Origin of the sequence: Leeuwenhoekiella aequorea, from assembly GCF_004104375.1 — a bacterium.
In the GTDB taxonomy this organism is placed as follows: Bacteria; Bacteroidota; Bacteroidia; order Flavobacteriales; family Flavobacteriaceae; genus Leeuwenhoekiella; species Leeuwenhoekiella aequorea.
Genome location: NZ_QOVM01000002.1, coordinates 58,858 through 71,714, shown reverse-complemented (window position 1 = coordinate 71,714; position 12,857 = coordinate 58,858). Strand labels below are relative to the sequence as shown.

Genomic DNA, 12,857 nt, shown 5'->3' with positions numbered 1-12,857 from the left:
ATATCAAAGAATATTTAAATACTTACAACCAATGAGAGCAAAGAAAATTTTAATGATTCTCACTTCTCACGAAGAGTTAATAAATACTAAATCAAAGACGGGCTTATGGATTGGCGAATTTACAGATCCTTATTATGAATTTGTAGATGCAGGATGTGAAATAACTCTTGCTAGCCCATTGGGAGGAAAACCACCAATCGATGAAATGAGTCAGCTTACTGAAAATATTACGCAGTCTAACAAACGTTTTAAAAATGACAAAGTAGCTCAAATTGCTTTGAATGCAACCTTAAAACTTGAAAGCGTAGCCGCTGAAGATTTTGATGCAGTATTCTTTCCCGGTGGTCACGGTCCTATGTTTGACTTAGCTTCAAATGAGTTGAGCGGAAAACTAATCGTAGATTTTATAAATAGTGGAAAACCTGTAGCGGCAGTTTGTCACGGTCCCGCAGCTCTACTTAAAGCAGCCGAACTTGATCCCGCTATACTAGCGAATAAGAAGGTTACTGCTTTCTCAAATACGGAAGAAAAACTTGCATTACGATCTAACAATATTCCCTATAATCTGGAGGATCGACTTAAAGAATTGGGAGCTGTTTATAAAACGGCAACAGTACCGTTTTTATCGCATATTGAGACAGATGGTTTGCTCATCACTGGTCAGAATCCATTATCTGCAGGTCCTACAGCTAAGGCTCTGCTTAATTTTTGGGGAGTTTAAAGCATTCAAAATTTAGTTAAACAAAAGGGCCTCAAGTTATTGAAGCCCTTTTGTTTGTTTTAAAATCTTCTTTCAGCTTTCAAGTTTTTGCAGGGCAGATTCCATATCTATTCCTTCCTTTAAAACGTTTATGAACAAATCACCATAATCTTGTAAGCGTTCTGGAGTTGTTTTAATAGTAAAATCTTTAATTTTTAAACCTTGCGTTACCTCGTTCCATTTTAAAGGAGTAGAAACCGTAGCATATTTTTTTGGTCTCACACAATATGCTGCAGCGAGTGTCTGCCCTCTCCTATTCTGTAAGTAATCTAAATATATTTTTGCTCCGCGTTTTTTTAAATTACGCTCCATACTTGTAATTTCTGGAAGCAATTGATGTACGTATATACAGAGTAATTTTATAAAATTACGAACTTCTTCATAGGAGTAATCCCCACCCATTGGAATATAAATATGCAAACCGGTAGATCCAGAAGTCTTGCAATAACCAGCAATCCCCGCTTTAGTAAGAACTTCTTTTACCGCTTGAGCCACTTCGATAACTTCTTCAAAAGTATTTTTAGAAGAAGGATCCAAATCAATTATTCCATAATCTGGACTGTCTAAAGAAGTGATTTTTGAATTCCAGGGATTGAGTTCGATACAGCCCAAATTAGCCATATAAATAAGCGTTTGTTCATTTTGACAGAGCAAATAATTAATGTCTCGATCTGCAGACTTAGAGTAGATCGAGTAACTTTCTATCCAATCTGGCAAGTACTCATTATCTTTTTGGTAAAATCCCGACTCTTTAATTCCGTTAGGATGTCTATGTAAATTTTGAGGTCGGTTAACTAGATAGGGTAAAATAAAATCTGAAATATTTAAATAGTAATCGATCAAATCATATTTCATATAACCCATTTCCGGCCAATAAATTTTTTCAATATTTGTTATGGAAACTGAAGTACTGTTGATATTAAGAACTGAATCTGATGATATAGTTGATGTATCAATATTTGCTTTAACTTCTTTTGTCGGAGATGAGGAATCGATTTTCTTTAATTCTTTATCAATACGTAAGCCTTTAAATACAGGATGTCGCAACAAGCCATTTTCGGTTTGTTCCATAAATTTTACTTCACATATCAGCTTCGGAAGCATCCAGTGTGGTTTTCTACCTTTTAAGGTAATCTTTTCTAAAAAAGGGCTTTCTGTAGTTTCAAATTCATTAAATTTTGCAAGCAAATCCTTTTTCATTTCATTTGAAAAACCAGTACCGCAATTACCTGCATAGGTGAGTTTATCATCTACATAATTACCTAATATTAAAGACCCAAAGTGATCGTGTTTATTAGTTGGCGTAGTGTAACCACAAATTAGAAATTCATCACTTTCAATGTTTTTAATCTTCAACCAGTGTTCAAAACGTATTCCGGGATAATACAGGCTATCTTTCTTTTTGGCAATTACCCCTTCAAGCCCACTTTCGATAGCTTGATTGTAAAACATCGTACCCATACCTTCGACGTGGTCACAGAATTTACAATATTCTAATCCTTCTAAAATTTCAGGCAAGAGACTTTTACGATCTATAAGAGGAAGCTTTTGCATATCATACCCATTCAGATAAATCGCATCAAAAACATAGTATCTCAGCACCCCTTTAGTGACACCAGCTTCATAATTCTGCAATTTTTGGAAATTTGGCAATCCATTTTCTTCAAGAATAACGACTTCCCCATCTAAAATAACGTTCTGTGAAAGGCCTTTTAATTCTTCAGCAATTAAATCAAATTTACTAGTGTATTCCTGACCATTTCTAGATTGTAGAGTTACTTTTCCCTCATTCACGTGAGATATTAAGCGATATCCATCCCATTTAATCTCATAAATCCAATTAGGATTATTAAATATTTCCTTTGTTGGTGTTGCCAACATAGGTTTTATTACTTGGTCAATTTTTATCTTAGGTTGAGAAGCTTCAGACTTTACTTTAGGTAATGCAAAATCTGGCAAATCAATATCATAATCCAGAGAAGTGGAGAAAGCATCTTGCTTTTTAATGAGCAACCATTGATTTGTAGACTTAGAGTTTTTTATTCTTACCAGAGCAAAATCTCCTCGTATCTTGTCACCAGAGAATTTAATTTTTAAATCCCCACTTTTTAATAAAGCTTCAGGATCACTCTTCTTTGTATCATTCAGAATTTCAAATGTACCAGAATCCCAAATCTGCATTTTACCAGCTCCATAATTACCCTTAGGAATCACTCCTTCAAAATTTAAATATGATACAGGGTGATCTTCTGTTTGTATCGAGAGTCGTTTATCTTTTGTGCTTAATGAAGGGCCTTTAGGTATCGCCCAACTCTTTAAAACTCCATTTAATTCTAACCTTAAATCAAAGTGTAATCGGGTAGCTTTATGAACCTGTATTACAAATCGATTGCTATTTGTCGCATCTAGTTGACCAGAAGGTTCGGGTGTGTTTTTAAAATCACGCTTATCGTTATACTTCTGAAGACTCATAGTTTAAGAAGCTTTTTTCTTCTTACGCGCTTCTAAACTTGCTTTTAATTGCGCCATCAAATCTTTCGCGTCAGTAGGTTCTACATTTACCTCTTCTACTTTTGTGGTTTTCCCTTTGGCTTTATCATTTATAATTTTCATAAGCTGATCATTATAAACATCCTTGTATTTTGATAAATTAAATTTTTCAGAATAATTTTCTATAAGTGAAATAGCCATATCAACTTCCTTTTTAGTCACTTTGGTTTTAGAAAGTTTTAATTCTGAAGGATCGCGAATCTCATCGGTAAAGCGAATTACGTGAAGTACTAAAGCATCTTTATAATGACCTATTAAACTTAAATGCTCTTTCTGTCTCATTACAAAAGTACCTACCCCTAACTTGTTCGTTTTTTTCAAGGCATCCCGCAGTAAGTTGTACGATTTACTTCCTTCTTTCTGAGGCTCGAGAAAATAAGGCTTTTTGAATAGAACATCAGCTACATCATCTTGATTTACAAATTCTTCAATATCTATAGTTTTGCTCTTTTTTAAATTGGCTTTCTCAAAATCCTCATTTTCTAAAATCACATAACTGTCATCTTTCTTAAACCCTTTTACGATGTCGCCCCAAACCACTTCTTTCCCGGTCTTCTCATTCACACGTTTATATCTAATACGTTGATTATCGTGCTTGTCGAGCATATCAAGATCTAATTTTCTATCTTCAGATCCTGAAAATAGTTTTACGGGTATAGAAACTAAACCAAAACTTATTGTACCATTCCAAATAGATCTCATAGTTTTTTCTTTTAAAAATAGCCATTCATAAAATGACTTCTTGATTCTTTCAAATTACTTTAACAGATCTGAAAATTGTCGAGATTAAGTTGATTTAAAAAAAAACGATAACCACTTCTAGTGGTTATCATTTTCTAAAAGCAGTTATCTCTTTTACGCCCCTACCACTTCACCACCGTTCACGTGGATAACCTGCCCTGTAATATACGAACTATCTTCACTCGCCAGAAATACGTATGCCGGAGCGACTTCACTTGGCTGGCCGGCTCTTCCTAGTGGAACATCTTGTCCAAAATCTGATACATCATCAAAAGTAGAAGGAATTAGAGGAGTCCATATAGGACCAGGAGCAACTCCATTTACGCGTATATTCTTAGAGGCCCACATTTTACTAAGTGATCGGGTAAATGTAGTTATAGAACCTTTGGTACTACTATAATCAAGAAGGTGTGAAGATCCTCTGTAAGCTGTTACAGATGTTGAATTAATAACACAATCCCCTTCTTTAAACTGATCTTCTAAAGCTTTAACGAAATAGAAATACGGAAAAATATTGGTTTCAAAAGTTTCTTTAATTTCAGAAATTGAAAGATCGGCAACAGTACTTTTTGGAAATTGCACAGCCGCATTGTTTACCAAGATATTTATATGTCCAAAATGAGCTATCGCTTGTTTAACACTCTCAGCGCAAAATGTTTCATCCTTTACATCACCCTCAAAGAGTAAGCACTCTTGACCTTCTTTCTCAACTAATTCTTTAGTGTATGCAGCATCTTCAGATTCTGATTTATAAATAATGGCTACCGATGCACCTTCTTTTGCAAAATGCACCGCCACGCTTCTCCCTATACCACTATCGCCGCCTGTAATTAAGGCAATTTTATTCTTTAATTTTTCTGAACCCTTATAATTAGCTCTAATAATTTCTGGCTGAGGATTCATTTCTTTCTCACTTCCCGGTAAGTTTTGGTCTTGTTTTGGAAATTTTTCTGGCTTGCTCATATTGGTGTTTTAGTTAGATCGTTTGATTATTATATTCTACACAGTCAAGATTTATAGGCTTTAAATCCTTCAGTATATTTTTATGAACTCGTAAAAAGTTATCTATATTATTCTTAAAACTGGTATTATTCGTCTGTTCCATTACAGATTTACAAGACTCATAAATCGCATTTTCTATTTGGTAACAATTTTTAATAACACTTGTATATCCTATTTCTGGCATCATACTCAGATACTCGTTAGGAATAACTGATTCACTACCACATTCAGTAGCGTACTCTGAAACAATATTTTGCTTCAGCTTTTCTAATGATTCAATGAAATTTAATTTGTTAGTATACAGTTTAATGAAAATTCGTTTGAGTGAAATATTTTTAGAATTAATAGATATTACCTCATAAATATCTAGATATCTAGAGGTAATAAATTTTAAACCGTTAAGACGCTGTAGTAGTTTATGAGATGCTGAAGTTTCCATAATGCGAAGGTTTTAATATTAATTATAAATCCTCCACTGTATTTGGAATAAAACCAGTGACTTTTTGCTGAGCGTTTTTTGAACTTAAATAACTTATTTTCAACTTATAAGTTCCAGTTTGCCCCTCATTGGAAAAACTTCCGTTTTTAAGATCAAAACCACCTACGTCTGTATATGCTAAACTTAAAATAGGTGTTGTTTTAAGATGCTCTAATTTTTGAAGTTCGTTTTCAGAAAATTGATGGCGTCTTCGCAAATCATCAATTGTATTTAGAAAGTGATTTTCGTTGGAGAAGTTCATAACGCAATTATTTTTATTAGTAATTATTTAAAATTATGAACTAAATACTGCTTTGCCATCATCTTAAATTATAATTATTAAAAATTTAATATAGTTATTTAAATTTTTCTTAAAAAAATTAACGAAATGATATCGATTTAAAAATGCTTTTATTGTTTTAAAATATTATGATTCTTAAAATTTTCTGATTTACTTACGGTTATTTCGCTTTCGTCTCCAGATAATATAAAAAACTACAAGTACAATGGGTAAAATTAGAAATACAAGGAGATCAAAAGGATTTGTAAAATCAACAGGATTGTTGTTATCTGGATTTGGTGTCCCGTGTGGAATTTGCATTATAATTGAATTAAGCATTTTGGTAAGTTTTAGATTAGTTGTTAGCTAAAACTATATAAAACAAAATTGAAAATTCTAAATTATATTATAACACTTTTAAATATTACACCATGTAGTCTGTGGGATCAAACTTGAATTAAGTCTGAACATCCTAAGTTTTAAATTGAAAAGCTTCAATAGATTAAGACTGTAATAGTAAAACCAAAAAAGCACCTACAAAATTAATTGTAAGTGCTTAGTTTCTAAAGTGATCGCGACAGGATTCGAACCTGTGACCGTCTGCTTAGAAGGCAGATGCTCTATCCAACTGAGCTACGCGACCCTTTTTGCGGGTGCAAATATAATACATTAACTAAAAAGTTAAAGTGTTAGTTGAAAAAAAATACATATTATTTTCACCGCAGTTGACAAAGTCTATATAAACCTCTCGTTTTAAATAAACTACACGCTAATTTAATATGCATTAAAATATATAAATTTTAAAAATTCAAACTTTACAAATCATAATTGATTCAGATATTTCACATAACTACTTAAAATTATAGAACTTTAATTAAAATTAAGGTATGAAATTATTCGAACTAGAACCAGATTCAAATATAAATTTACTCCCAAAAGATGGTACAGTTAACTATTATGGATCTTTGTTTGACTCCCAAGAAGCTCATTTATTTTACAGTAAGCTCTTGGAAAATATTGCCTGGAAAAATGACGAAGCTATTATTTTTGGAAAAAAGATTATAACAAAACGTAAAGTAGCGTGGTATGGAGATAAACCCTATTCATATACGTACTCAAAAACTACAAAATCTGCACTCCCCTGGACGACTGAATTACAAATTTTAAAACAACGCACCGAAGATAAAACAGGTGAATTATTTAATTCTTGCTTATTAAATCTATATCACGATGGTAGCGAAGGCATGTCGTGGCACAGCGATGCTGAAAAAGATTTAAAAAAGAATGGCGCTATAGCCTCAATTAGTCTGGGTGCAGAACGACGATTTTTATTTAAACACAAACGTACAAATGAAAAAGTGGAGCTTTCTCTAGAGAATGGCAGTTTACTGGTTATGAAAGGAGAAACACAAGAAAACTGGCTGCATAGATTGCCTACTACTAAAAAAATTCTTACTCCTAGAATAAACCTAACCTTTAGAATGATTAAAGAAGATTAATCATAATGAAAGAACTCCAATCGCTCTAGGGAAAGTGAAAGGAGTTCAGTAATTGAAAAGAATAGATATAAGGGGGCTTAAACTGATCTTAGAATTGGCTAACTAAAAAATAAGACATCAATCACTAAAAAAAGTGAATCGTAAAAAACCTTAAATATTTTCCCCTATTAATTCTATTCAAATTTCTCAATTAGAATTACTTATTTTGAAAAAAAACGTTCGGAAGCTGATGAATGTAGACGAGTGGTAATTTTGAGCCGTTAAACGGAGATGCAGGAATTAGTCGAATTGATATAAATTCTCAAAATTATATAAAATGAAAAACCCGTGCTTACGCAACGGGCCTTTCTCCCAACTTAAATTCTTAGTCAATTACGATTTGGGGAATTGTTGTAATTGTAAGGGTTACATGATCCTACAAATTGGGGAAATCTTTGTAAGAAAAAAATCTAAATTAGGTTTTGTTATAGTTAATGTAATAATCAATTAGTCTTTGGGGAAACTAAATTTCAATTGTAATTTGGGGTTCTTTATGCAGTTTTAATTGGTGATTTTAACTTTGCAAGTTCTAGTGGAGAACGTCTTAATATTATCTCACCTCTAAAATTAACTTCTTTCAAATCGTGCAATCTCAGTACAGCATTAGGTAATTCTGATACTATTAGATTATTCGCTTCGTAAAATTTTACATTATCCAAATTATACTTAAAGAGAGGAATGATTTCTGACTTAAAATTGTCTGATGGAATTACGATTTTAGACGAATTTGCAAAACTTATCGATCCTATAAACAGAATCAAGCTAGTACTAATAATTTTAAGCATAAGTTGGGTTTTGTTGTATTACATCGTAAATATAATACCATTAATCTATAACAAACAATTTAATTCGTTGAAATACATTATAAAAAACAATTTTTAACATTTTCCTACAGAAAACTTTGACTAATCACCTAAATTCCTACATTTCAGTGTTTTACATCTATATGAAAATCAACTTTGTGTTAGTAGAAATAAAAAAGCTCCAGTTCTTTAATTAAGATCTGGAGCTTGAGTTGTTGCATGATATCAACTTTACAGTAAGTTTAGCTGCTTCATCAAAATGGGTCGATTTGAGCGACTTATAGGTATTACGTCTTTTGCAATAAGAACACTGTTATCTTCTATATCTATGATTTTATGGAAGTTTATTACAAACGAACGGTGAATTTTCAAAAACTTACTGTCTGGTAGTTTCTCTTCTATTTTCTTCAACGTCGAATGAACTGTATAATTTTTAGACTCCGTTTTAATAAGAATATAATCTCCTTTAGCTTCTATAATTAAAATGCTATCAAAATTTATTTTAATTAGTCTTCTATCAATATTCACATATAAGTCTGTACCCTTTTCGGTTTTCACCTCATTTACCTCGGTAAGTGGCTTTGTAGAAGAGGAAGATACTGGATGTTTAACTTGTTTTGCCTTTTCAACAGATTTTAAAAAACGTGGTAATTCTACAGGCTTAACTAAATAATCTACAATACACTCATATTCGAAAGCCTCTATAGCAAAATTACGATCTGATGTCGTCAATACAATTCTGGGAGGATTTTTTAGAGTTTGAATCAAGTCAAATCCTGTAAAATCTGGCATGTGTATATCTAGAAAAATCAAATCTACTGGCTGCTGATTAAGAAATTTTATAGCTGCAATAGCATTATCAAACTCTGCAACTAAATTGAGATTTGCTTTTTTACAGTGATTGCTCACAATTGCTCGGGCTAAAGCTTCGTCATCTATTATGATACAATCCATAGTATTAAATTTTTGAAATAAAGGTTGACATTGCATTTAGAATCTTATCAAAATGTAAAGAAGATTTATTGTCACCTAACTTCAGTTCATCCTCATATATAATTGCAAATTCATAAGACATATGCATATTCAATATACTTATTTTATGCTTTAATTTATGAACGTCTGCAGCACATTTTATAAAATCCTGTGTTTTGAGGTGCAGATAGTATTGATTTATTTCTAGCGGTAATTCTTCTTTTAAAATTGCTATCAATTCATATTCAAAGTCCTTACTATCGGCTGCTATATGCTTAATCTTGTTTAGATCTGGGATTTCCGTAATCATAGTTTATATTCTAAACAGATTAATAATTCTATTTAAGTTCAGTCTAACTTTAATCTGAATTAATTAATTATTTCGTTTTCTTAAGACTGAAATAAAATGTACTACCCTTCTTCGGAATACTTTCCACCCAAATCTTACCTTGATACATATCTACTATTTTCTTTACAATTGATAATCCTATTCCGGTTGAATCATCGTGATCTGTTAACGACTGAAATATATTAAAAATCTTAGAATAGTATTTTTCTTCAATACCTATCCCATTATCACGTATTGCAAATTCGTGGAAATCCCCTCGATCTATATAGGATATTTCGATATGCCCTTTATCTTTATCGCAATATCGTATTGCGTTGCCAATTAGATTTTGAAACACTTGTTGAAGACGTGTTCGATCAACATTAATCACAGGTAACTTAGTCACGACATTTAATCTTATATTGCTGGGAATAAACATAAGTTCTCGTATATCCTGAATAATATCATATACGTCTGTTGTTTTATCATTTGTAGTTTCAATTTGAATACTACTATAATTCAAAATCCCTGAAATAAGATTTTCCATTTTCTCCAGAGTATTTTCAAGAATTTCAAAATTTTCTAAACTTTGCTCATCTAAGACTGCCGCATTATCTTCTTTTATCCAATTTGCAAGTGCATTAATACTGCGCAACGGACTTTTTAAATCGTGAGATACCACGTGTGCATATTCTTGTAATTCTTTATTACTCTTTTCTAGATTTTTTAAGAGTAGTTCCTTTTGAATTTCAAGATTTTTAAACTCTGTTATATCAAGCTGAATACCTACACTTCCTATGTGGTTACCATGAATATCATAATTAGGAGCTCCACTTACAAGCCAATTTCTTAAACCTCTATCTTTTGATATTATTTCTACTTCGTAAGAATCTGAAATCCCTTTTTTACGAGATTTAAATTTTTCAAGAATAATCTGTTTACTTTTTTTAGTTACAAATATATCACTGGCAATTTTGCCTAATAATTCTTGTTTGCTATAACCACTTTGCTCACAAAAACTTTGATTCACAAATAGAATTTTTCCATCTGTATTGGTCTCCACCAGACCAAGATTCATATTGGCGATTATATTGCTGTATTTCTCTTTTTGGTTTCTTAGATCTTCCTTATGCCTTTTACTAAGCGTTATATCATTATAACTCCACAAATGTCCTTTGTATTTTTCATTTGAATAAACGGGAACAAAATCTCTGAGTAAAATTCTTCCGTCAATCAATTCAAGTTCATCACCAGTTACTAATTCTCTTTTTTCTAATATCTCAGAAATACGAACTAAAAACTTATCCGGATCTTTAAACAAAGTTTTAGCATCATCTGCTGCTTTAATACAGTCTGCCCCTATTAACATTTCAGGATTAACATCAATACCAAACATCTCACAGAACATCGGATTAGTTAAAACCACCTTTCTATTTTCATCCTCCAGTAAAATCCCACTTTGCAGCCTTAAAATTAAAGCTGATAAGCGGTTTTCTGATTCAATAAGTTTTTCTTGAGCTAAGAGCTCTTTAGTAATATCTTCAATAGTAATTACTTCTTGCTGAAGGGTGATGTCATTATGATCCTGAACACTACTTACATTAATTTTAGTAGTTATAATCTCTCCAAAATTAGTGATGTATTTTATAGTTGTAGTAAACGAATTTATTTCGCCTTTATGTAGCTGTTTACTCTTGTCATCATAATCAGACTGTTCAGCTGCAACCGTTATAGATTTTAAGCTTTTGCCTATAATTTCATCCTCTTGATACCCTAGGATTCTTGTAAAACTTGCATTACAATTATCTATAAGACCGTTTGTGGTTAGAGCAATACCTAGAGGCGAACTGTTTACAATAAATTCGAGCTGCTTTTTCTGATCACTAATTATTTGCGCTTTTTCTTCTTCAAAAGTAATATCTCTTAGAATTCCTTGAGCTGCTACAGCTTCTCCTTCTTCATTTTTAATAACACTTGCATTGATATGAATTCTACAATACTTATCATTTTTAGTGAGAATTGTTACCTTAAAATTGGTGATGTTACCTGTAGACAATAAGGCTTTAAAACCTTTTATTACTTTGTACTTATCTTCCTTCAATATTAACTTCGGAAGAAACACCGATTCTTGATCTGAATTATACCCTAGAAGATTTATGGCAGCAGCATTCATCTTTAAAATGTAGCCTTCTAAGTCAATGACGATATAAGCGTCTACCAGACTTTCAAAAAGACCTTTGAGCTCAGAATTTTTTTGATAAATAGAGGACCGCAAACGCTCATTAGATCGTTTTAATTCTTGGGAAGTTCTATAAAGTTCAGAAGATTTTGCCTCAAGAATACTCTCAGCCATTTTGCGAGCTTTACGCTCCCGTTCTATTATGCGTTTATATACTTCAAGGTCTGGTATTTCCATTTTTTACTTTAATAAAAAATCTAACGTGCGTTCCGTCGTCTTTTATTTTTTCTAATCTAATCGTACAGTCGATTTTGAAAAAATTAAATGTCTCATGCATCAATCCTAAACCAAAACTATACATAGCACGACTAGACATATAATCTAAAGTTAACGTATTTTCTGTCTTTTCGAGAGTTTTAAAAGTAGGTAATTGCGCATCAGGGTATATTTTAAGCACCTCAACGTGTATATGATCTTCAATAGAAGAAAGCATTTCTATAGGATCTGAAAATGTCTTCAAAAATCCCGGATAGCTAACTTGTATAACAGTAAAAAAATGCTGAGCATATACATAAAGTAAATCATCTATTGAAAGCTGGGTACGTTTACTCAATTCTGAAAGTAGCGAGACCATCTCACCAAATTTATAAGTTCCTACTGCGGTATAGGCTCCTCCAGATTCTAGGTTAGAAGATTTAATAATATCATCAACCATCTGGATTCCAAATTTAGTTTCAACTAGCTCGAGAAATTCTGTAAATACTACTCCTTTCATAAAATATGTATCACCTCATTAATACTCCAGTATTCCAGCAATCTTTCTATTTTTTCTACATAATCTTCGTATTTAAGCGGTTTTAAAACATAACCGGCAATCCCTATTTCATAACATTCTTTGACATCATTATGATTATTTGATGTAGTTAGAACTATGGTAGGGATATATTTTAAGAGAGGCTCTTTTTTCAAGACTTTGAGAAATTCAATCCCATCGATTTTTGGCATATTTAAATCAAGAAGAATAATATCTGGAAGATTGCTTCTATCCTCTAGAATTTTTAAGGCTTCCTCACCATTGCGCGCTTCAACCAGATCGTGTTTTAAGTTATTCTTACTTAACACACGTTTCAGTTTCATTACCTCAATACGATCATCTTCTATAAGAAGAATAGATAAAATTCTTTTTTTCATGACAGAGCGTGTGAATTCAACTTGTACTTAATAGT

The 12,857-nt window shown here is 32.0% G+C and carries 14 protein-coding genes and 1 tRNA gene; 2 read left to right on the top strand and 13 right to left on the bottom strand.

All coding sequences use genetic code 11. The annotated features are described in order from the left end of the window. Positions 1 to 31 precede the first annotated feature (31 nt). Positions 32 to 721: a type 1 glutamine amidotransferase domain-containing protein gene (locus DSM00_RS04345; RefSeq protein WP_128756810.1), complete on the top strand. Its 690-nt coding sequence runs from the start codon at positions 32 to 34 to the stop codon at positions 719 to 721. Positions 722 to 793: 72 nt separating this feature from the next. On the opposite strand, the gene ligD is transcribed toward DSM00_RS04345, so the two are convergent. From ligD to DSM00_RS04310, 7 genes are all read right to left on the bottom strand, one after another. Further along, entirely contained in the window at positions 794 to 3,232 is a 2,439-nt protein-coding gene (gene ligD / locus DSM00_RS04340) for a DNA ligase D (protein ID WP_128756809.1), read from the bottom strand. Positions 3,233 to 3,235: 3 nt separating this feature from the next. Then, positions 3,236 to 4,012 (bottom strand): non-homologous end joining protein Ku, encoded by a 777-nt coding sequence (gene ku / locus DSM00_RS04335; protein ID WP_128756808.1) that lies wholly within the window; start codon positions 4,010 to 4,012, stop codon positions 3,236 to 3,238. Between the two features lie 153 nt (positions 4,013 to 4,165). Beyond that, on the bottom strand, positions 4,166 to 5,014 hold the full coding sequence (locus DSM00_RS04330) for an SDR family oxidoreductase (RefSeq protein ID WP_128756807.1): 849 nt from the start codon (positions 5,012 to 5,014) through the stop codon (positions 4,166 to 4,168). A gap of 13 nt (positions 5,015 to 5,027) precedes the next feature. Next, positions 5,028 to 5,492, bottom strand: coding sequence for a hypothetical protein (locus DSM00_RS04325; RefSeq protein ID WP_128756806.1), 465 nt, complete (start codon positions 5,490 to 5,492; stop codon positions 5,028 to 5,030). Positions 5,493 to 5,514: 22 nt separating this feature from the next. After that, entirely contained in the window at positions 5,515 to 5,793 is a 279-nt protein-coding gene (locus tag DSM00_RS04320) for a hypothetical protein (RefSeq protein ID WP_128756805.1), read from the bottom strand. Between the two features lie 189 nt (positions 5,794 to 5,982). Then, on the bottom strand, positions 5,983 to 6,150 hold the full coding sequence (locus DSM00_RS04315) for a BatA domain-containing protein (protein WP_128756804.1): 168 nt from the start codon (positions 6,148 to 6,150) through the stop codon (positions 5,983 to 5,985). A gap of 230 nt (positions 6,151 to 6,380) precedes the next feature. Next, positions 6,381 to 6,454 (bottom strand) — tRNA-Arg (locus DSM00_RS04310). 244 nt (positions 6,455 to 6,698) lie between these two features. On the opposite strand from DSM00_RS04310, the gene DSM00_RS04305 reads away from it, so the two are divergent. Next, a complete protein-coding gene (locus DSM00_RS04305) occupies positions 6,699 to 7,310 on the top strand; it encodes an alpha-ketoglutarate-dependent dioxygenase AlkB family protein (RefSeq protein WP_128756803.1) in 612 nt (203 codons plus the stop codon). 530 nt (positions 7,311 to 7,840) lie between these two features. Here DSM00_RS04305 and DSM00_RS04300 read toward each other — a convergent pair. The 6 genes from DSM00_RS04300 to DSM00_RS04275 all read right to left on the bottom strand — a co-directional run bounded on the left by DSM00_RS04300 (position 7,841) and on the right by DSM00_RS04275 (position 12,822). Continuing rightward, complete coding sequence (locus tag DSM00_RS04300; protein WP_128756802.1) at positions 7,841 to 8,134, bottom strand: hypothetical protein; 294 nt, start codon at positions 8,132 to 8,134, stop codon at positions 7,841 to 7,843. A 249-nt stretch (positions 8,135 to 8,383) separates the two neighbouring features. Continuing rightward, positions 8,384 to 9,106: a LytR/AlgR family response regulator transcription factor gene (locus DSM00_RS04295; RefSeq protein WP_128756801.1), complete on the bottom strand. Its 723-nt coding sequence runs from the start codon at positions 9,104 to 9,106 to the stop codon at positions 8,384 to 8,386. Positions 9,107 to 9,110: 4 nt separating this feature from the next. Further along, entirely contained in the window at positions 9,111 to 9,434 is a 324-nt protein-coding gene (locus DSM00_RS04290; protein WP_128756800.1) for an Hpt domain-containing protein, read from the bottom strand. A 67-nt stretch (positions 9,435 to 9,501) separates the two neighbouring features. Continuing rightward, the gene (locus tag DSM00_RS04285) at positions 9,502 to 11,868 is read right to left on the bottom strand and encodes a PAS domain-containing sensor histidine kinase (protein ID WP_128756799.1); all 2,367 of its coding nucleotides are present in this window, start codon (positions 11,866 to 11,868) and stop codon (positions 9,502 to 9,504) included. Then, complete coding sequence (locus tag DSM00_RS04280) at positions 11,849 to 12,406, bottom strand: heme NO-binding domain-containing protein (protein WP_128756798.1); 558 nt, start codon at positions 12,404 to 12,406, stop codon at positions 11,849 to 11,851. The genes DSM00_RS04285 and DSM00_RS04280 overlap by 20 nt, the downstream gene beginning before the upstream one ends. Beyond that, the gene (locus DSM00_RS04275) at positions 12,403 to 12,822 is read right to left on the bottom strand and encodes a response regulator (RefSeq protein ID WP_128756797.1); all 420 of its coding nucleotides are present in this window, start codon (positions 12,820 to 12,822) and stop codon (positions 12,403 to 12,405) included. The genes DSM00_RS04280 and DSM00_RS04275 overlap by 4 nt, the downstream gene beginning before the upstream one ends. Positions 12,823 to 12,857: the final 35 nt, after the last annotated feature.